Below are 21,106 nucleotides of genomic sequence, written 5' to 3'. Positions count from 1 at the left end.
CTAATTTTTTGTTGAATCACGAGTAAAACTGTAGATAATTTGGGTAGCTAATTGTGGTAATTGTGATAAATCTTCATTGGACATTTTTTGACGATCGAGTTTCATTTGTAATCCCGTCATCGAATCGTCTCCGTCGGAAATTAAAAATTCTAAGCGTTCAATTTCCGACCAATCTTTAATGTCATTTAATATCTTGTCAATAACCAGAAGATAAGGATGGGAAGGATTTTTATACCAATTACTGCTGACACCCTGACGAATATCTAAACCTAAATGTACAATCAAAGGGGCGCGATCAAAAAGGGCATTGGCTACCGGTCGGGTTTCTTCTTGGAGAGATAATTGATTAGCGCGACTTAACTGCCGTAATTTCTCTAATTGATGATATCTTTGCGAAATTGACGGCGGATTTTCCCCCCAACTGAGAGCGATGGTGACTAGATAGGTTTGTAAGAATAGATGTCCTAACTTTTCCGCTTTTGTGGCCAGATAATTGGAATTATAATCATTAGCCTCGATCAGCAAAGGTACTCGCTCGACTATTTCCAAACCATAGCCTTTTAATCCGGCAATTTTACGCGGATTATTGGTAATTAAACGAATATTTCTCACCCCCAAATCGTTAAGCATTTGCGCTCCCATCCCGTAATCGCGCAAATCGGCGGGAAATCCTAACCTTTCGTTGGCTTCCACCGTATCTAGTCCCATATCCTGTAAAGAATAGGCTTTTAGCTTATTAATTAAGCCAATTCCCCGTCCTTCCTGTCGCAGGTAAACCACCACCCCTAAACCGTTGTTTTCAATCATTTTTAAGGCACTTTGCAACTGTTGCCGACAATCGCAACGCAAGGATCCCAAAGCATCCCCGGTCAGACATTCTGAGTGCATTCGTACCATTACAGGTTGATCACCAAAGAGAGCGGGATCGCCTTTCACAATAGCGATATGTTCGGTTTGATCTAATAAATTTCGGTAGGCATAAAGCTGAAAAGTGCCGAATTGACTGGGAAAATCACAGACCGTTTCCCGATGGACAAAGCGATCATGTTTTAAGCGATAACCGATCAGATCGGCAATGCTAATTAACTTTAAATTATGTTGACGAGCGTATTCAAATAGTTGCGGTAAACGGGCCATGGAACCATCGGGATTTTGGATCTCACAGATAACTCCCGCCGGATACAACCCGGCTAACCGAGCTAGATCCACGGCTGCCTCCGTATGACCAGCGCGTTTTAAGACTCCACCGGCTTTAGCACGAATCGGGAAGACATGACCGGGACGGGTGAGATCGTCGGGACGAGTGACCGGATTAATGGCAACTTGTACGGTTTTCGCCCGATCTTCCGCCGAAATACCAGTTTTAACCCCTAAATGGGGAGCGGCATCGATGCTAACGGTAAAAGCGGTTTGATTGCTATCGGTGTTTTTTGTCACCATCAAGGGTAATTCGAGAGCATCAAGACGCTCTCCCGTCATTGCCAGACAGATTAAACCGCGAGCTTGCACTGCCATGAAGTTAATCAGATCGGGGGTGGCAAATTGGGCCGCACAGATTAGATCTCCTTCATTTTCGCGATTCTCATCATCAACTACTACAATAGCCCGTCCGGCTTTGATTTCCGCTAAGGCAGTATCGATAGAGTCAAAAGCGATCGAAGTGACAGTCACAGGCATTAAAACGATAGAACTATTTTCATTCTACAGGTTTGCTCGATCTGCTGAGGGTCAATTTCTGCCAGTTCCCTAGAAAGAAGTCTCCCGGTGAACCTGACGGCTGCCCGGGAGACTTTTAGCTATCTTAAGCTAGAAAATTAGTTCAAACTAGCGGGGGTGATGCTGGCAACTTTGCCACCGAGACGGTTGATCTGTTGCAGGGTGTTATTTAACTGTTCAAAGGGGACGATAATCGCTTTGCTACTGCGACGGACACGGGGATAACCCGGTTTGCTGATGGCGGCAATTTCCACGCGATAGAGCTTACCCACATCACCATAGGCCACACTACCACCAAGAGCTTTACTGGGGGTGTTGCGTTGACCGGAGGGACGATAGGCCCAACCATCGCTGCCACCGGAGGGACCGACTACTGCCGAAGCGCCGTTTTGGGCTAATTCCACCGCTAAACGGGAGGTTTTGCCGGCAATCTGAGAGCGATCGCTGTTGGCATAACCGCGATAGAGTTGGAACATCCGGGTAAATCCCACGGTTTTTTGACCGGGTTGGCTGGCAAAACCACGATAGTAGGGAACGATACTATCGCCGAAGTTTTCGGTATATTCGGCGGAATCGATGTAGGAGTCGATATCGGCCTCGAATCCTTTGTTTTCGTAGAGATCGAGGTGATAGACCACTTCCGACTCATCGTAGGGAGCGCGACCTAAAAGATGTTTGATATTAAGTTCGATGACGCGGGTTTGGAAGTTACCGTAGAAGAATTTGTTCTTATACAGTTCCGATTTGGCCACGGCGCGGACGAATTCCCGCACGGTGATCGAACCGTTGCAGAGTAAGGATTCGGCACTGGTAAGGCGCTCGGAACGCATGATATAGTCATTGCCTAGCACCTGACGATAGACAGCGCGAATAACCGCCTGTGCCTCGTCACGGGACCAATCGGGACGTAATTCCACGGGAGCAACCTCGCTAAAAGCGGTTGTCCCTAAACGGGAAGCTGAGGTAGTAATTGCCACTAAAGTTCTCCTACAAAAAAATGATCATTTTCTGATCGCTCAAAACTAGGGGAGGATCAGTTCGATTACCTAGCCACCTTGACGATGGATATAACAAGGTCTGGAAGAACAGGTGATTGCTAACCCTTTTGCTAACAACCTCCTGTCTTTCCAGACCAGCAGTTTTTTTGATCGGACTAGCTGAGAGCGTTGATAGCGTAGTCGATATAGGAGTTGGCTTCTACTGCGGGGTCGCCACTTAAACCATGGTTGGCTTTGATGTATTTGAGAGCTTCGATGTACCAGCTAGGAGACAGGTCGAAGGTGCGGTTGATTTCGTCAATACCAGCGATGAGGTACTCGTCCATCGGACCGGTTCCACCAGCAACTAAGCAGTAGGTCACCATGCGGAGGTAGTAACCGATGTCGCGAGCGCATTTCTCTTTACCGCGTTGGTCCGCCGCAAAGTTAGCCCCTTGCATTTGGGTGGTGTAGGGGTACTTGTTGTATACGGCTTGAGCGGCACCGGAGATCAAAGAACTAGCTTTTTCGGTTAAAGCTTTAGCGGCGGTGAGGCTGGCAGAAGCTTGACGAAAACGACCGAAAGCAACTTGGATTTCGGTGCTGCTTAAGAAACGACCTTGAGAATCAGCGGCTGCTACGGCTTCGGTAAGGGGGGTTTTCATTGTTTGGTATCTCCCAATAATCTTGCAATAAGTTTCCTACGGTTTAATTGAGACTAGCCCCAGGGACTAGGCGACAGCAGCGGCGGCGCGGTCGAAGTAGCTGGCAATTTCAGACATTAAAGCACTGCAATCGCCGGGGGTGACACCGTTGCGATCGTTAGCGATGGACAAAGCAGCTTCTTTCATTTTGCTTACGCCAGCAGCTACGGAAGCTCCAGGTACTCCTAAAGCTACATAGGTTTCGCGAAGACCATTTAAGCAACGATCATCGAGAACACTGCCGTCGCCAGCGAAGGTAGCGTAGGTGACATAGCGCAAGATGATTTCCATGTCGCGTAAGCAAGCGGCCATACGACGGCTGGTGTAGGCATTACCACCGGGGGTGATCAGTTGGGGCTGTTCAGCGAACAGGCTACGAGCGGCGTTGGCAACGATGGTGGAAGCGTTACTGGTGATCCGGTTAACAGAGTCCATCCGTTTGTTGCTGTCCGCAACCATGGCGCTGAGAGCGTCTAGTTGGGAAGAGCTTAAATATTCGCCACGAGCATCAGCTTGGGATACTACCCGGGTGAATGCGTCAAACATTGTGACAATCTCCTAAATTTAAATGGGATTCGCTTGCAATTAAAAGGTTTTCCCTCTTAAGGGATTTCACGGTGAGCCTAGACGAGCCTTGACCGTGATTGTTGCGACCTACTTTAAGAAACCTGAAAAAACTTCATGTCTCTCTCATAAATCACCTAAGGAGGTTAAACAAGTATCCAGCTTAACTTTTGTCTGTTATCTTGGCCCCTCAAATTAAATTTATACACTGCTGTCGAAACTTTGTTTGTTACATATTATTAAGTTTTTTGCTGTCTTTTTGTAACGGTCACTTAACAATAACTCGATCGAGTTGGTCATCAATTCCTGACCATGGCTCAAAGCCTCTCACCGTCGGGAAATCAGAGACAGCAAGGCTTTAAGGGTATAAAGAGCAGCAAGATAAAAATTTTAAGTTTTTTTTAATATTTCCCCGCTTTCCCTTCCCCTATTACCCAAGGATTGCCCTTTCCAGCCCTCAAATTACGATGAAGTTTTGTAAAGAAGGGAGAGGGGCGTGGGAATTATGAATTATGAATTATGAAGTGGGGGAGTGGGGAGAATCAATAAAAAGCTGTCTCCTGACGACCGACGACCGGCTCCTGACCTTAAACTAGAAATCAGTGTGCGAAACGTTTAGGCATGAAATAGGGTTGAAATACCCGAAATAACCGCCTAGTAAGGTCTTCAGTCCCTTGACTGAATCTAAAAGGTCAACCTTGACCAACCTTATAACTGTTTATCTGTCCCGACGTTTAGTATCACCCGATACCAAATTATGCAAGGGAACTCAAGGTCAATACACTTGTAATAATCGTTACAAGTTGAGAGTAACGGCGATAGCCCCCCCAGATTCAGAAATCACAACTCTGGGACTGAAGCGGGGAACGGAAGGCACAGAGGCGAAACCTAACACCAGAATCGAGACCACTGCCAACCATCCACGATTAGGCTGGGTTCTGAATGTCCGACCTGAACCATCGTTAATTATCAGCAGTGAAATAGGTTGACACACTGCGTTCAAAAGAACAAGGGTTTGAATGTAAGGATAGAGTCCAGTAGGAGTCTATATGACGAAACCCTTGAGAAAGTAAAGGATTCGGGAAACCGGAAACCACTAAGACTACGAATGTATGGAAAGCTATCAATTGGGGTAAAATCCAAAGATACGTTTTCAAGCTCCAAAAGAGAATATTCCAAGCAGCTAAATCGGGACAGGATGCAAAGGCTAGAAGGTTGCAACGTCTATTAGTGAAGTCATACTAAGCTCGTCTATTAGCGGTAAGAAAAGTGACCCAAGATAATCAAGGAAAAAGGAACACTTAAAGCAAAACCGCTAAGGAGGGTATGGATTCCTAAACCAGGAAGGGATGAAAAACGCCCATTAGGAATACCAACCATTAAGGACAGAGCTAGACAAGCGTTGATTAAATCGGCACTCGAACCAGAATGGGAATCAAGAATGGAAGGAACCAGTTACGGTTTCCGGCTGGGAAGGTCTGCCCATGATTCAATTGCCAGAATCTACACAAGTATCCGTCTTAGTAATTACTTTGTGTTAGATGCTGAGGTTAATTTCGAGAGACAATTACGCACCTCCGCACGAGTGGGAGAATTACGATAGGGTTCTAGGAGAGTGCTATTTAGGGCAATTTGACCTAATAATCCTAGATTATTGACAGTTATTTGCCCCTCTGGATGAGGCGAAAAAAATAGAGCAATCTGTCGGGTTTCGTCGGTAATTTCTTTGCTAATTTCTACTTGGCCTAGGGGCGTTAACGAAGGCGGTCGGCGGTCGGCAGAGGGCAGGAGGTTTCATCAATCGAGGCGAAGAAAAAAACGGTAAGATTAGTTAAAGAAAATGATACAAATATATATTGATTAGAAAAAAAAAGCTATAAGTAAAAGAAAAGTCAATCTTCCTCAGCCCCATGACGAGAAAAGAACAGCCCCACTCGTGGTTCTCAAGAAAACCCTTAACCTGGCAACAATCGCGGGCTATGTGGCGCGATTTATGGTTAGAAGCGTCCCTCGATTTTCCCTATCTAGCTTTGATTGTTAGTTCTTGTGCAATCGCTACCTTTGGCTTAGTCGCCAATAGTGCGGCCGTGATTATTGGGGCGATGATTATTGCCCCTTTGATGTTGCCGATTCGTAGTCTGGCTTTTGGTGGTTTAATTGGCAGTTGGCGATTAATTCGTAAGTCGGCCTTGGCGATTTTAGTTGGTACGATCATCGCTTTAGCAATAGCTTGGTTGCTAGGATTATTGATCGGAATTTCTGAATTTGGTAGTGAAATTCAAGCCCGTTCTCAACCGAATCTTTTAGATTTAGGAGTAGCAATTACGGCGGGCGCAATCAGTGGTTATGCCAAAATAGAACCGAAAATTTCAGGTACTTTAGCGGGAACAGCAATCGCCGTGGCTTTAATGCCGCCAGTTTGTACGATTGGTTTAGGATTATCCCAAGGCAATTGGGTCCTAAGTTTGGGGGCAACTCTGTTATATATTACCAATTTATTAGGCATTGCTCTCTCCTGTTTGTTGGTCTTTTTGCTGGCAGGTTATTCTAATTTTCATCGGGCGCGTAATGCTCTAATTTTGACTTCTATCCTGACAGCAGTTTTGCTAATTCCATTAGGAATAAGTTTTGCCACTCTGGCCAATCAAGCTCGCTTAGAAAGGTTGATTAAAAAAGCTTTATTCCAACGAACGATTACTTTTCAACGGGCAGAATTATTGGAATCTTCGATTAATTGGCTCAAGCAACCTCCCCGGGTGAGATTAGTAGTAAGAACTGCGGAAAGCATTACCCCCAGACAGGTGGAATTGTTGGAAGAATTCATTACTAAGGAAATGGGGCGCCCTTTTCAATTAAATGTCTTGGTTTCTAAGGTTAATGAAGTCACTGCCCCAGAATAAAGTCGATAAAATTAGCGCAAGTAATGACAAACAAGGATTAATTCGCTATCTTAATGTTTGATATTTAATCTATAGGTAGGGTTCAGGTGAGTAGCGGCAATCGACCAGAAAGCACGGCTTATGTGCGGATAATTAAGCAATCTTGGCAAACGGGGAAATTAGAGGGGGAAGTGCGGACGGAAGAATATCAATGGCGGTTTCAATGGCATTTTCTTCAAGGTAAGTTATTAGTACAACCTTCCCTAGGTAGGGCTTTGATTTTTGAACCCTTGAATCGGTTTTTAGAACGCTACGATTATCAGTTAGAACCGGGAGGAGATTATGAATTTACGGTGCGATCAAAATTGTAAAGATGGGGGATTAAATCACAGGTTTTCTCCTAAAGAGGAAGTTTAACCTAATTTGGCCTCATCTCCCGATGACCGATTCCCTAAAAGGAAAACTTTGTACCTCATCATTAAGATAACCGGCTATTGATCAAGAGAAATTGACGTTTTATGGACAACCCGGCCGAGATTCTGGGTTTTTACAGGAAGTTTTTTGATTTAAATCCTGTTGGTTAGGCTAAAATTCGGCCATAGCAAAGCGTTATATTAACGATAAGAATTTTTAGGAATAAGGGAAATGACGCAAGGACAGAAGGTTTCAGTGGGTATTGTCGGCGCTTCGGGATATGGTGGCGTACAGTTGGTACGTTTGCTCAAAGAACATCCCTTAGTAGAATTAGTCTATCTGGGGGGCGATAGTAGTGCGGGGAAACCCTACAGTGATTTATATCCCCATCTCGGTCATAGTATTAATCTTAATGTGGAGGCGATCGATTTAGACATAATTGCCTCCCGTTGTCAAGTGGTTTTCTTGGGTTTACCCAATGGTTTAGCCTGTGATTTAGCCCCTCCTTTGCTCGCTAAAGGGTGTAAAGTGTTGGATCTGTCAGCAGATTATCGTTTTACTAGCCTAGAAACCTATAGTAAATGGTATGGCAAGGAACGTCAGGATCAAGCGATCGCATCTACGGCTGTGTACGGTTTACCAGAACTTTATCGGGAAGATATTAAAAATGCCTCTTTGATCGGTTGCCCCGGATGTTATCCTACTGCTAGTTTAATGGCGATTTCTCCCCTGTTAAAACAGGGTTTAATTGTCCCGGAAACCACGATTATCGATGCCAAATCGGGAACTTCGGGAGGGGGAAGACAGGCTAAGATTAATATGTTATTGGCAGAAGCAGATAGTTCGATCGGGGCCTATAATGTAGCGGGAAAACACCGTCATACTCCCGAAATTGAGCAGATTTGCGGTGATTTAGCCGGTCATGAGGTGCGCGTCCAGTTTACTCCCCATTTAATGCCCATGGTTCGGGGTATCCTGTCCACAGTTTACGCAACTTTGCGGGATCCCAATCTGGTGCGGGATGATTTGATCACTATCTACAATGCTTTTTATCGCGCTTCTCCCTTTGTCAAAATCCTACCGGGGGGAGTCTATCCACAAACTAAGTGGGCCTGTGGTACTAATTTATGTTATCTCGGTATTGAAGTGGATCCGAGAACCGATCGGGTGATAGTGATGTCAGCGATCGATAATTTAGTTAAGGGACAATCGGGACAAGCGGTACAATGTCTCAATCTCATGATGGGTTGGGAAGAATCCCTTGGTTTACCGCAAATGTGTTTTTATCCTTAAAAATTCCTGGATGCGTTTAACCGAGTACATCTCATTTTTGTAAATCTACTGAGTTGGGATTTTTAAAGGGAAACTATCTTCTAAAATTGGTGATCACTTCCGATTTTATCACTCAATCCAAGCCTTTGGGGGGTTCTACCCCCCAAACCCCCCGTTGGGGGCGTGGCGCCGCCCCCAAACCCCCCGCGCATTAGTTTTTCGGTGGGATGCTTACACGCGATTGTTGATATATTTGTACCAGTTTAAGAGTCACTGATAATTGCTGATTGTCGGTATTTCTGCAAATGTGAGATGCACCTCGTTTAACCACGCATCCTTTGCTCAATTTCGGGAAAAACTGGCAAAATTTTGTCACTATGATTGGGATGCGATGTTTACCGATTGGCAGCAAAGACAAGGAGAAAATGGCAGAAAAGTAGTCAGTTTATCGGCAAAAGTGAATATAAAACCTTGCTAAAGTTCCTCACCACCAAACTAAATTTGATTGTCAAGTTGATATCAACCCCTTAGAAACCTTGACTTATTCGACTGGGATCACCTAGAAAGGCCCTTGCAGGAATCGATCCTTTAGTAGCTTCCGGGAGAATTTGCCAGTGTTGATCTAAAGCTTGTAACACCCGGTCCTGCTGATTTCTGAATCCCTCGATATTGCTACTACCAGCATTCATAATTACAAACCAAACTTTACCCCTTTCTTGGGTGGGAATTTCTCCGGCTAAGGCACTAACTTGGGCCAAAGTTCCAGTTTTAATCATCACTCCTTTAGGAATGGCCCGCCACTGCATAGTTCCTTTGGTATCGCGTCCCCCCACCGGAAATAAATCGGCGACTTTGATCGGTTGATTGGCTAACTTGCGATCCAAGGCCTTGAGAATCTCAATAACTGCCCGGGGAGACAAGCGATTTTCTACCCCCAATCCCGAACCATTAATTAATTGAATTTCCTCCGCTCCTACCCCAGTAATTTTAGTATTAATTGCGTCCACTGCCGCGGGACCACCGAGCAACTCCGCTAACATTTCTGACATGACGTTATTACTATAAATATTCATCTGACGCAACAGTTCCGTTAAAGTTAAGGACTGATGACGCAACAATAATCGGGCATTTTCGGGGCGAATTTGACTGGCTCGAACCATGCCCAAAATCTTCACCTGTGGGGCTTGTGTGCCGCTAGGAAGACTCTGAAAAGCTTTTTGGGTTTCTTTTGACCATTTCGATTGATCAAGCCCAATTTTCAGCAATTCTCCCGCTTTGAGGGGATCGGTTTGAAAATTCATGGCGAATTGACCCGTAATGATCAGATCGCCTTTGACCTGACGGATACCTAATTGATCGAGGCCATTGCCCACTGCGATCGCTTCTTCCCAGACAAAGAGAGGATCCCCTGACCCTTCAATAATTAAATCTCCCTCCAACACCTCGTTTTTAAGCTCTCCCGTTGTGTAAAAACGAGTAGCAAAACGATGATCGAGAGGCCAGGTTTCCACGGCGGCGAGAGTAGTGGCGATTTTAGTTAAAGAAGCCCCCGAAGCGGGCAGATTACCCTGATGGTCAGCTAAATCAGCCCATTCCGTCTCAATTAAGACCCGTTGTTGACTAGAGTTTAAACCTTTTTTCGTCAAGTCTTGCAGATAATCGGCCACGATCGCCGCCACCCGGGGATCGGGAGCGGTGGGAAGGTCAAAAATAGGCTGATTTTGCCAAGAAATTAGGGGAATATTGGCGATCGGTTGGGATTGCCCCCCCAACCAACCCAAGAGAAAGCCGAAAACTGCCAAATTAAAAACTGAGAACATCTTTTCCTTAATCGCAATGATGCCTTATTGTATAGAGATGATTGGTAATTTTTAACAATTGCTCGATCAGAAAACACTAATCCTCGATCGGCCAGCTTTTCTCAAGAGCTGCCGCTCAACTTATTAAAGATTTCTATCCCACTGACTCAATGGCAGAAACGGCATTAAATCGGGCAAGAATCGCGGTAGATGCGATGGGAGGTGACTACGCTCCCAACGAGATCATCGCGGGATCGATGCGAGCTTCCGAAGAATTAGATGTAGAAGTATTATTAGTCGGCGATTCTGAACGGATTGAGGCTTATTTCCAGCATCATCCCCGTCCCAAGAATCTCACCATCGTCCACGCAGAGGAAGTGGTGGCTATGGACGAAGAGCCGATCACCGCTATCCGTCGCAAACCGGCGGCCTCGATTAATGTGGCCATGGATTTAGTCAAACAAAATCGCGCCGATGCAGTGGTGGCCGCCGGTCACTCCGGGGCAGCCATGGCGGCGGCGTTGCTGCGTTTAGGTCGTTTAAAAGGAATCGATCGCCCGGCGATCGGTGCGGTGCTGCCGACGATGTTAGCGGGTAAATCGGTGATTATCCTCGATGTCGGGGCGAATGTGGACTGTAAACCCAAATATTTAGAGCAGTTTGCCCTAATGGGGACAATTTACAGTAAATACGTTATGGGTGTTGAAGATCCGAAAGTCGGTTTACTCAATATCGGCGAAGAACCCAGCAAAGGTAACGATCTCGCCCTAAAAACCTACGAATTATTAGAAAATAACCAGCAAATTCCCTTTATTGGCAATGCTGAAGGCCGGGATGTGCTATCGGGACAATTCGATGTGATCGTCTGCGATGGTTTTGTCGGTAATGTCCTGTTAAAATTTGCCGAAGCGGTGGGAGGGGTTATCCTACAAATTCTCAAAGAGGAATTACCTAGGGGGATACAGGGTAAAGTCGGGACGGCTTTAATTAAACCCAATCTTAAACAGATCAAACAACGCATGGATCATGCAGAACACGGTGGTGCGCTGTTATTTGGAGTCGATGGGGTCTGTGTGATCAGTCACGGCAGTTCCCAAGCACCTTCAATTTTTAACGCTATCCGACAGGCGAAAAATGCCGTTGATAATCGCGTTTCTGAGCGCATTCAAGCCTACAATGACCACCATCATCAATTAAAAAAGTTGTCGGTGAACGGTGAAGATTAAGCCGTCAGCCATCTTGAAGCGGTCAGGAGACAGGAGACAGAAGACAGGAGACGGGAGACAGTTATCAGTTATCAGTTCACTGTTTACTGAAAACCTCCCCACCTCCCAATTCATAATTCATAATTTAGAATTTATAATTCCTACTTCCCACTGATAACTGATAACTGATAACTGATAACTGAAAAAGGGGGAATATTTTGAACGGATTCGGGGCAGCAGTCGTCATGACCGGTTGTGGATCAGCCACACCAGCGCAATTTCTTAGTAATGAAGAACTCAGCCAAATTGTCGAGACTTCCGATGAGTGGATTAAAAGTCGTACTGGCATCGGTAAACGTCATTTAGCGGATCAATCGGTGTCTTTAAGCCAACTAGCGGCCCAAGCGGCGATTAAGGCTCTAGAAATGGCTCAGGTATCACCTAGGGACATCGATCTGATTCTCTTGGCTACTTCTACCCCCGATGATCTGTTCGGTAGTGCGGCCCAAGTTCAAAGTCAGATCGGGGCCAATCGGGCGATCGCTTTTGATCTCACCGCCGCCTGTTCGGGTTTTCTGGTGGCATTAGTCACCGCCACCCAGTTTATCCGTACTGGTACTTACCGCAATGTCTTGGTTATCGGGGCCGATGTTCTCTCCCGTTGGGTGGATTGGAATGATCGCGCTACCTGTGTCCTCTTTGGTGATGGGGCAGGGGCGGTTCTTTGTCAAGCAAATGATACAAAAGATAACATTCTCGGTTTTGAACTCCATAGTGACGGCAGCCAGAATGGTTCTCTTAATCTCGCCTATCAGGGGGAGGAATTGCCTCTTAAGGAGGGGATAAGGGTTCAAAAAGGGACCTATAAGCCTCTAACGATGAACGGACGGGAAGTCTATCGTTTTGCCGTGGCGAAAGTGCCAGAGGTCATCGAAAAAGCTCTCTATCGGGCTAATTTAACCACCAGTGACATCGATTGGTTAGTTCTGCACCAAGCTAATCAAAGAATTATGGACGCGGTGAGCGAGCGCCTGAAACTGCCTCGGGAAAAAGTGATCAGCAATCTCAGCGAGTATGGCAATACTTCCGCGGCATCGATTCCTCTAGCCCTCGATGAAGCTGTCAGGAGTGGTAAGGTCAAAAAAGGTGATATTATTGCTTCTTCCGGCTTTGGTGCCGGTTTAACTTGGGGTGGGATTATCTTCCGTTGGGGAGATTAATTCAGTGAACAGTAAACAGTGATCAGTAAACAGTAACCAGTAAACAGTAAACAGTAAACTAAAAACTCACATCTGATAACTGATAACTGATAACTGATAACTGACCCAAACACATCTATCTATCTATTTTAAGAACTTATGAAAACAGCGTGGATATTCCCGGGACAAGGATCGCAAGCGTTAGGAATGATTGGAGATTTAGCGGAAAGTGCGCTTGGCCAAGAGAGATTAGAAATAGCAGCAAAAATCCTCGGTTGGTCAGTCCTGGAAAAATGTCAAGGGGATGAAGAAACCCTATCTCGTACTCTTTATACCCAACCTTGTTTATTTGTGGTGGAGAGTATTTTAGCGGATTTGTTGCAAGAAAAAGGTCATTTTCCCGATCTAGTTGCCGGTCATAGTCTCGGTGAATATTCCGCTTTGTATGCGGCCAGGGTGTTTAATTTTGAAACAGGATTAAATCTAGTTCAAAACCGTTCCCGTTTGATGGATGCGGCCGAAGGTGGTAAAATGGCCGCCTTAATGAAATTCGATCGCACCAGTCTAGAGACAGTGGTTAATCAGACGGAAAATGTAGTGATTGCTAATGATAATAGTGCCGAACAAGTGGTGATTTCTGGGACTCCTGAAGCGGTGGATTTGGTATTAGGTCAAGTGAAAGTTAAGCGGGTTATGCCATTAAAAGTATCCGGTGCTTTTCACTCTCCCTTGATGGAAAATGCCGCTATTCAATTTCAGCAGATTTTAGAATTAGTTAATTTCCAAAAAGCGAAAGTTCCCGTGATTTCTAATGTTGATCCAAGCAATCCTACCCAGGACGGGGAACAATTAAAAAAATATCTGATCCAGCAGATGACTAGCTCGGTTCGCTGGCGAGAAATTATGTTAAAATTGCCAGATGTGGGTGTGGAAAAAGCGATCGAAGTCGGTCCGGGTAAAGTTTTAACTGGTTTAATTAAACGAACTACCCCCGCAATTGAGTTAGAAAATATTAGTCAATTAGCTGATATATACAATAGTAGCGACGATGTTAAATTGCAGGGTTCATTAATTGGTGTTGGTTAAATTATCTGGCAACATTTTCGATGAAGTAAATTGATGGATACCTAAGTAGTTAGGTGTTAAAAACTATCAGACACCCCCCTTATTAAGGGAAGGTAGGGTTGATTCATGAATCAACCCTACCTTGAATCAACCCTACTTATCAAGGGGGTATCGAACCCAAAATCTATCTTCAATTTAATTATAACCAGCTGCCTAGCCAAAAATTTGGTTAGGTATTTTTTCAAGAAACTATCATAACTTCTACTGTTTCTCCTGCTTGTATAGTAGTTTTACCCTGGGGAATTATGGCTAAAGCATTAGTACCCGCTAAATTAATTAAATTAGCCGAATTGTGTTGTCCGGAAGCGAGTTGAAATTGATAAACTCCCTCGATAATTTCTATTTTTCCCCAGAGATAAACTTCTCTTTGTCCCTTAGATTTGAGAGTATCGCGGGTGATAACTCGCAGAAATTTGTTCTGATAATCTGTCAATCCCGATAATTTTTTAATGGCCATTTGCACGAAGCGCCAACAGGAAACTAAAGCAGAGACGGGATTACCGGGGATACCAAAGTAAATACAACCGTTAGGAAAAGTGGCAAAGGTTAAGGGTTTACCCGGTTGAATAGCAACGCTGCCAATCAGAATTTCTCCCCCTAATTCCCCTAAAATTCCCTCGATATAATCGTAATCTCCCACAGAAACGCCTCCAGTGGAAAGGACGATAGCACTAGAATTAATGGCTTTTCTGATAGTTTCTCTGAGAAGATCAGGATTATCTTTGATTATACCTAAAGGTCTGGGAATTGCGCCTAAACTGGCGACAAATGCGGTTAAAGCGTAGCGATTCGAGTCAATAATTTGACCTTTTTGGAGGGTTTCATCGGGATTAATTAATTCATCTCCCGTGGAGAAAATTGCCACTTTCGGACGGGAAAAAACTGTTAATTCGGTAGCTTGTGCCGTGGCTAAAACTGCTATTTCTGGGGAATTAATGGCTATACCGGCTTTTAATAAGGGATTTCCTGCTTGATAGAATGTGCCACGTTGACGCACGAAAAGACCTATTTTTTCGGGAGGGATAAGAATTGCCACTCGCTCCCCTTGTTTTTGAGTATTTTCCTGCATAATAATCGTATCACTGCCGGCGGGTAACATCGCTCCCGTAAATATTCGGGCTGTTTCTCCTGGTTGAATAATTATTTCGGGAGCTTTGCCGGCGGGAATTTCGGCGATAATCTTTAAAGTAACGGGATTTTCTGGATTAGTGTCTTTAACATCTTCGTAGCGGACAGCATAGCCATCCATAGCAGAATTATCCCAGTAGGGAAAGTCTAAATCACTGCTGATATCTTCGGCTAAAATGCGCCCAAAAGCTGCCTCTAGAGAAACTTTTTCGGTTTCTTGTCGGGGTTGAATTTGAGTTAAAATTATAGATTCTGCTTCTTTGACTGAGTACATGGATTAAACAAATGAACCGATTAGCTAGATTAAGGGTGGAAGATATACAAGCTTGGCTCGGGGAAGTGCATTTATCGGATATCAAGGGTCAGACTCCCTATTATATTCCGGTTTTGAACCAAGTTCATCCCGATGTTTTCGCTCTTCAGATTCACTGTCTTGAGGGGGAGATTTTGTCTTGGGGAGATGAAACTGTAACTTTTCCTTTGATGAGTGTGATTAAACCTTTTTTGTTATTATATCTTTTAACTCATTTAGGGGAAGATGCTGTTTTTCGTCGCGTAGGAAAACAAGCTTCTAGTTATCCTTTTAATTCTTTAACTCAACTGCAAGAGGATTGCGGTTTTCCCCGTAATCCAATGATTAACAGTGGTGCGATCGCATTAGCGGATTTATTAGCAGGAGAAACGCCAGAATCTCGCTGTGAAAATTTGCTTTTATGGTTAAATGAAATGGGTAATTGTCAATTATTTCTTGATCGCTCTGTGCTTGCTTCTGTTCACTCCTATCCTAATACCCACAATCAAGCTTTAAGCTTAGAATTAGAAAAAAACAGTTATATCAATCATCGTTATTTAGCCCTAGAAACCTACAATCGAATCTGTTGTTTGTCTGGAAAAATTGCAGATCTTGCTAATTTAGGTAAGTTGATTTTAGCTGCTCCTTTTGGCGAAATTATTCTAGAAATTATGACTAATTGTGGACTCTATGAAGCTTCCCAACAATTCGCCCTTGAGGTAGGTTTTCCCACTAAATCGGGAGTTAGTGGAGCTTTGTTATCAATTGTACCGAAACAGGGAGCGATCGCTTGTTATAGTCCTCTGTTAAATGAGCAAGGTAATTCAATTTTAGGACTTAATTTGTTAACATATATCAGTCATTTTGTCAAGTAAATTTAATCTATGAAAATAAGCTTTAATTACTCAAAAAAACACCGATACTTTTTCTAATTTTTCTGGCCAAGTACCGTGAAACCCCGGAGGGATAAAGTTGATTTTGTCAAGGATTGTTAAGATGCGCTTACCCTGATAATTCCAGTGATCAATTGGCTATCCTGATCATCTCTGGTGATTTTCCCGCAGCATAAATATCCCACATTGTCCGATAAGCTTTTTCTAAATTGCGGGTAAAACGAAGGGTATCAAATGACGGATAAGTAAGATGATTTTGGGCTAGTTTCTGTTTAATTTCCTGCAATTTATCAGGAGATCTTGCTAAATTAATCGCTAAATTTTTATACTCCTCTAAATTCTTAGTAATTAATTCAGGTAGGCCAATAGCTGTCAGTAAACTAGCACCAACACGGGAAGGAAAAGTTGCACCTGGACAAGTTATAATCGGTAAACCTGCCCATAAAGCATCACTCCCAGTAGTATGAGCATTATAGTATAAAGTATCAAGAAATAAATCAGCTAGTTGATGCCGCGCCAAATGTTCCGGCTTAGGTTGGAGATGGGCAAAAATTAAGCGATCGCCCTCAATTCCTCGCGCTTGTGCTTCCCGACGTAGATTTGCTTCAGCTTCAGCTACTCTCGAAAATAACCATAACACACTACCTGGAACATTAGCCAAAATTTGCATCCATACAGTGAATATTTGCGGCTCAATTTTATAGGTATGGTTGAAACAACAAAAGACAAAACCCGATTCAGGAAGACCATAATGGGAACGAGTAACAGGTTTAGATGATATAATTTGTTGATAATCATTAGCCTGATAACTATCCGGTAAAATCACCAATTTTTCACTAAAATTATCAGCAGACTCTGGTGGTGTAACTATGCCATCACCAATAATATAGTCGATAAAATCTGCTCCCATTGTCCCCGGATAAACCAAATAATTAACTTGAATCGGTGCAGGTTTTAAAGCCAATATTTGCGTCCGCGCTTTATCAATATATCCCATCAAATCTACTAAAATATGCACCCCATCATCAAAAATCCGTTGTGCAGATTCCGTAATTGATAAAGTAGCAATATCATAAAAGCGATCGCAATCATTAGCAATGCGACGACGATACTCACTACCATCATCAGGACCATAGGAATAGGCAATTATTTCAAAGTTATTGCGATCATGTAAACCAAAGACACTTTGCATCAAATGACTGGTGGGATGGTTACGAAAATCATGGCATAAATAACCTATTTTTAATCGTCCAGATCGGGTGCGGGAATGGTTAAAGTTTAGGGGTTTAGTAATCAATGCTAATTGTCTTTTAACCTCTTGAGCATAGTTACAAGCTACTTTCAACTGTTGACTAGCAGACCAAGGTTTATATAAGGTATCAAAGGGAGTTACTGCGGTAGGTTTTCTCTCTTGTAACTGGTTTTCGGTTAATTGCCAAAGTTGAATTAAATCAGACTCTCTTGTGTCCCAATTACAAGTCATTTCCTTCATGGAAAATAAGCAAGCAAAAGCCTCTGGGGAATTAGGTTGAATAGCTAAAGCTTGCTTAAATACGCTCATAGCTGCTTCTACTTTGTCCTGTCTTCCTAATGCTAAAGCCAAACTATTATAAGCTTTAATGTATTTAGGATTAAGCTTAATTGCTGTTTGAAAATAAGCGATCGCTTCTTCGATCTTTCCCTGGAGTTGTAACACATTTCCTAAATTAAAGTGTGCCTCTGGATAATTAGGGTTTTTCCTGATTGCTTCTTGAAACTTGACCGCAGCATCCCCTAACTTATCCTGCATTTGTAAGACTAAACCTAAATTATTCTCAGCAAAAGCATAGTTTTGATTGCCACAAATAGCTTGGTTAAAGCAAATAATCGCCTCGTCTAAATCTCCCTTGCTAACTGCTATTATTCCCAAATTATTGTGAGCTTCTGCATAATTAGGATTAATCAATAAAGCTTGCTGGTAAGCCAAAATAGCTTGATCAATTTGTCCTAAACTATCCATGATTACCCCCAACTGATGCCAAGCGGCTGCATATTGGGGAGATTGATTAATTAATTGTTGATAGAGAGCGATCGCTTCTTCAAGCTTAAGCTGTTTTTGCAAGGTGTATGCTTGCTGATAAAGGGTATCTGCTGGGGAAGTATCAGGCTGATTATTTGCTATATTTCCTCCAACTAAAGGAGAAATAGGATCAAGAGTAATAATTTTACTGATGTCATCATTTTGGAATCCTAAAGCTTGGGGACGTTTAACTCCTTCTAAGACTTGTATATCATAAAGTTCAGTCACTTCACCTTCTAAGCGTATCCAGTGAACAACTTCACCTGTTTTTAAATCAATAATTAGCAGACCACAGCGAGGATCTGCTTCTTTAGCCATTAAATTATCATCTAAGATTAACCCCGAAAAAGTCTTATCTCCCCCACGACTTTTAGATAATCCAACAATGGCATAATTTCTGACAAATGCTAAACCGCGCAGAAAACCAGGACAAAAAGTAACAGGCTCAAAAATGCCTTTGTCTTGATCAATATAACCAAAGTAACCCGTACCCGCATTTAATAACCATAACTTACCCTGATAAAATCGGGGAGAATGAGGCATAGATAAACCAGTAGCAATCACTTCATTAGACTGAATATCAATGACACAACCGCCAGTTTGTCTTCTGTCTCTCCACCCATCCACCACATCTGATTGACTACAAGCGCTAACATAACGCGCCTTCCCATCTACCAAGGCTAAACCATTAAGATGACAACGATCTTCATTGACTAAAGCGGAAATAAACGACGGTTTCCATAGAGGAATACAACTATGGCGATCGCTGACTGTCGCCAGACAATTTAACATGGTACTGATAAATATAATTCTTTCAGATAGATTTTCTATTGCCAAATCGTGAATATCTAAATCCCCAGTAGTATAACTAATGCGGGGGATATAAAGTTTATCGTAACCATCATAAAGTTGTTCGGATGATAACACATTATCTAGTTGCCAGATTTGATAGCGGGAACTAAGATAAATCCTTTCTGGGGTAGCATATAAACCCATGGCGCGGTCAAATATCCGCTCAAATCCCGACATCCCCCTTTGAGGGTTAACTCCTAAAAACATCAGTCGAGAACTTTGATAGGTAGTAAAAGCCAGACTAATCTGCTGAGACTCTAACCAATCAATGAAGTTACGCGAAGCAATTATCTCTACGGGGATAGATTGATTAGTATTGGGATTTGATTGATTCATCATAACCACAAAGACACAAAGATTAGCCTGTAGGGTATGAAGCACAATAGCGTAACACACCAATTTAATGATAGAGGTGGTGCGTTACAGCGGCTTGTTAATTTGGTTTTTTTGACCGAATTGATAGCCGCAAACACGCAGCCTACAATCTTTTGGCATACTGTTTCTTGAGAACAGGTATAACGCCTAGTAGGATAAATAAACCTATATTTAGACCAGGTTCAGGTATAGTTACAGGGTCATTTGCGGGGACAATAGGAACAATTTGAATTAATTGACTTGGATTAGTTGGATCATTAGCTGCTAAGGTTCCATCAGCAAAATTTGTTTGACTCAAATCTACATTTAGGATTAAATTAGAGCTGCCTTTTCCGATAACTTGAAAGTGCATTAAGCTAAATTGTTCTGGTTGATTCAGTCCCAAGAGTGAACCTAAACTGGCAGAAGGCAAAGATGCTCCCCCTAATTCGGTAATTGTCCCATTAATGTTATTTAAGTTTCCTCCCCGAAAGAGAGTAAAGTTAGAAGTAACTAAGGGACTATTATCATCAACTGGATTAAAAGGAATGTCAATATTTTGGATTTTGTTGGCTTCAAAATTGAGATTGATAGCACTACCAGTTAATCCGATAGGATTACTATGAATATCCCTCATTAAGACTTGAACAAAAAAGCGATCACCTATATTTAAGGGATTATTCTGATTAAGTAATCCACCGGGGGTTCCTGCGATGTCTTCTATCAGATTAAATTCAACTGCTAAATTAGGCATAATTTTCTGTCAATTTGTGAATGGATAAGACTAAATCAGGTTGTAGATAACTCCTAGCACTCGGAGGGTGTGAAGTGCGATAGGGTAATGCATCAATTTAATGATAGAGGTGGTGCGTTACGGTGGATGGTTAATTTTAGTTTTTTACCTAACGCACCCTACACTCTATTGTTGCCAGAAATTTAGGTTATATCAAGCTTAGTCCGTAGTCAGAATTTAAGACTAAGAAGTCACCTAAATTGATTTTACTGTCTCCATTAATATCAGCAGTGGGATCGTATTTGGGATTACCAATACTACTGTTGAAAGCGGCTTGTAATGGTGCTAAGTCACCCCGATCTACTTTACCATTGTAAGTAATATCGCTGTTAAAGGTTGATTTACCAGTTAAGGCGACATTATAGGCCGTGTTATTGATAGCGTTACTGTGAATAACTAAACCATCATTGAGGTTAAAGCTTTCTCGCGCTGCGGTGGGTGCATAAGTTAATTGAACACGCCAAGTTTGTCCCGGATTGAGTAAGATATCTCCCTGACTGAAATTAGCGTTAGTGGTAACGTTGGAGGCTTTAACTTCTATGTTGGAAATGGCGAGAATATCTTCGGCGTTAACTCCTGTATTGGTGATGTCAATGTATCGGAATCTGTCAGCAAATTTGGGACGAACTAGGTTACTGTTACTCCAACCTTGACGATATTGTGAGAGGGGAGTCCCGAAAGTAATCGCGTTTTTATCAACAGAGATTCCTTGTTCTCGAAGATTGGTGACACTGACGGTGAGTTGTTTTTCATAGGACAAACCGCCTTGGTCTGTGGTGCGGACTAGGATACTATAATTCGGTTTAGTTTCGTAGTCTAAAAGTCCATTAACTTTGAGTTGATTTCCGTCGATGGTAAAGAGACTGTTATCAGTTGAACCT

General features: G+C 43.1%; 17 protein-coding genes and 2 pseudogenes. 9 read left to right on the top strand and 10 right to left on the bottom strand.

The features are described 5' to 3' along the window. The 4 genes from ribBA to IM450_RS17635 form a co-directional block, all read right to left on the bottom strand. On the bottom strand, nucleotides 1–1,677 hold the full coding sequence (ribBA, locus tag IM450_RS17650) for a bifunctional 3,4-dihydroxy-2-butanone-4-phosphate synthase/GTP cyclohydrolase II (RefSeq protein ID WP_287668167.1): 1,677 nt from the start codon (nucleotides 1,675–1,677) through the stop codon (nucleotides 1–3). Between the two features lie 137 nt (nucleotides 1,678–1,814). Then, a complete protein-coding gene (locus tag IM450_RS17645; protein ID WP_004268965.1) occupies nucleotides 1,815–2,693 on the bottom strand; it encodes a phycobilisome linker polypeptide in 879 nt (292 codons plus the stop codon). A gap of 176 nt (nucleotides 2,694–2,869) precedes the next feature. Next, nucleotides 2,870–3,358, bottom strand: a complete 489-nt coding sequence (cpcA, locus tag IM450_RS17640; RefSeq protein ID WP_004268966.1) for a phycocyanin subunit alpha — start codon at nucleotides 3,356–3,358, stop codon at nucleotides 2,870–2,872. Between the two features lie 66 nt (nucleotides 3,359–3,424). Continuing rightward, the gene (locus IM450_RS17635; protein ID WP_004268967.1) at nucleotides 3,425–3,943 is read right to left on the bottom strand and encodes a phycocyanin subunit beta; all 519 of its coding nucleotides are present in this window, start codon (nucleotides 3,941–3,943) and stop codon (nucleotides 3,425–3,427) included. A 1,140-nt stretch (nucleotides 3,944–5,083) separates the two neighbouring features. Here IM450_RS17635 and IM450_RS17630 point away from each other — a divergent pair. Beyond that, a pseudogene (locus IM450_RS17630) lies at nucleotides 5,084–5,513 on the top strand (reverse transcriptase N-terminal domain-containing protein); the annotation flags it as partial. Here IM450_RS17630 and IM450_RS17625 read toward each other — a convergent pair. Beyond that, nucleotides 5,507–5,749, bottom strand: a pseudogene (locus IM450_RS17625) (hypothetical protein); the annotation flags it as partial. The pseudogenes IM450_RS17630 and IM450_RS17625 sit on opposite strands and share 7 nt — an antisense overlap. Before the next feature lie 122 nt (nucleotides 5,750–5,871). Here IM450_RS17625 and IM450_RS17620 point away from each other — a divergent pair. The 4 genes from IM450_RS17620 (at nucleotide 5,872) to IM450_RS17605 (ending at nucleotide 9,004) form a co-directional block, all read left to right on the top strand. Continuing rightward, nucleotides 5,872–6,861 carry a DUF389 domain-containing protein gene (locus IM450_RS17620; protein WP_004268972.1) on the top strand — a complete coding sequence of 330 codons (990 nt, stop codon included), beginning with the start codon at nucleotides 5,872–5,874 and terminating at the stop codon, nucleotides 6,859–6,861. An 86-nt stretch (nucleotides 6,862–6,947) separates the two neighbouring features. After that, nucleotides 6,948–7,211, top strand: coding sequence for a DUF3146 family protein (locus tag IM450_RS17615; protein ID WP_004268973.1), 264 nt, complete (start codon nucleotides 6,948–6,950; stop codon nucleotides 7,209–7,211). Between the two features lie 274 nt (nucleotides 7,212–7,485). Continuing rightward, nucleotides 7,486–8,547 (top strand): N-acetyl-gamma-glutamyl-phosphate reductase, encoded by a 1,062-nt coding sequence (argC, locus tag IM450_RS17610; protein WP_004268974.1) that lies wholly within the window; start codon nucleotides 7,486–7,488, stop codon nucleotides 8,545–8,547. Nucleotides 8,548–8,833: 286 nt separating this feature from the next. Continuing rightward, nucleotides 8,834–9,004 (top strand): hypothetical protein, encoded by a 171-nt coding sequence (locus tag IM450_RS17605; RefSeq protein WP_198285499.1) that lies wholly within the window; start codon nucleotides 8,834–8,836, stop codon nucleotides 9,002–9,004. A gap of 49 nt (nucleotides 9,005–9,053) precedes the next feature. Here IM450_RS17605 and IM450_RS17600 read toward each other — a convergent pair whose 3' ends face one another. Beyond that, nucleotides 9,054–10,346: a D-alanyl-D-alanine carboxypeptidase gene (locus tag IM450_RS17600; protein WP_287668156.1), complete on the bottom strand. Its 1,293-nt coding sequence runs from the start codon at nucleotides 10,344–10,346 to the stop codon at nucleotides 9,054–9,056. Nucleotides 10,347–10,495: 149 nt separating this feature from the next. Between IM450_RS17600 and plsX the strand changes: the two genes are divergently transcribed. The 3 genes from plsX (at nucleotide 10,496) to fabD (ending at nucleotide 13,815) form a co-directional block, all read left to right on the top strand. Beyond that, nucleotides 10,496–11,551, top strand: coding sequence for a phosphate acyltransferase PlsX (gene plsX, locus IM450_RS17595; RefSeq protein WP_271947527.1), 1,056 nt, complete (start codon nucleotides 10,496–10,498; stop codon nucleotides 11,549–11,551). A 197-nt stretch (nucleotides 11,552–11,748) separates the two neighbouring features. Next, nucleotides 11,749–12,750, top strand: coding sequence for a beta-ketoacyl-ACP synthase 3 (locus tag IM450_RS17590; RefSeq protein WP_287668154.1), 1,002 nt, complete (start codon nucleotides 11,749–11,751; stop codon nucleotides 12,748–12,750). 138 nt (nucleotides 12,751–12,888) lie between these two features. Then, entirely contained in the window at nucleotides 12,889–13,815 is a 927-nt protein-coding gene (gene fabD / locus IM450_RS17585) for an ACP S-malonyltransferase (protein ID WP_004268979.1), read from the top strand. A 220-nt stretch (nucleotides 13,816–14,035) separates the two neighbouring features. On the opposite strand, the gene IM450_RS17580 is transcribed toward fabD, so the two are convergent. Continuing rightward, complete coding sequence (locus IM450_RS17580; protein WP_287668149.1) at nucleotides 14,036–15,256, bottom strand: molybdopterin molybdotransferase MoeA; 1,221 nt, start codon at nucleotides 15,254–15,256, stop codon at nucleotides 14,036–14,038. Nucleotides 15,257–15,267: 11 nt separating this feature from the next. On the opposite strand from IM450_RS17580, the gene IM450_RS17575 reads away from it, so the two are divergent. Next, entirely contained in the window at nucleotides 15,268–16,149 is an 882-nt protein-coding gene (locus IM450_RS17575) for a glutaminase (RefSeq protein ID WP_287668146.1), read from the top strand. Nucleotides 16,150–16,297: 148 nt separating this feature from the next. Here the strand turns inward: IM450_RS17575 and IM450_RS17570 are convergent, their stop codons facing one another. From IM450_RS17570 to IM450_RS17560, 3 genes are all read right to left on the bottom strand, one after another. Next, the gene (locus tag IM450_RS17570) at nucleotides 16,298–19,417 is read right to left on the bottom strand and encodes a TIGR03032 family protein (protein ID WP_287668207.1); all 3,120 of its coding nucleotides are present in this window, start codon (nucleotides 19,415–19,417) and stop codon (nucleotides 16,298–16,300) included. A gap of 139 nt (nucleotides 19,418–19,556) precedes the next feature. Beyond that, nucleotides 19,557–20,186, bottom strand: coding sequence for a PEP-CTERM sorting domain-containing protein (locus IM450_RS17565; RefSeq protein ID WP_287668143.1), 630 nt, complete (start codon nucleotides 20,184–20,186; stop codon nucleotides 19,557–19,559). A 187-nt stretch (nucleotides 20,187–20,373) separates the two neighbouring features. After that, nucleotides 20,374–21,106: dockerin type I domain-containing protein (locus IM450_RS17560; RefSeq protein WP_353736979.1), on the bottom strand; the 733-nt coding region annotated here is incomplete at its 5' end.

This window comes from Microcystis sp. M083S1 (assembly GCF_020246405.1).
Taxonomy (GTDB): Bacteria; Cyanobacteriota; Cyanobacteriia; order Cyanobacteriales; family Microcystaceae; genus Microcystis; species Microcystis aeruginosa_C.
The sequence above is the reverse complement of the archived record's forward strand: the minus strand, read 5'-3'. Positions and strand labels throughout refer to the sequence as shown.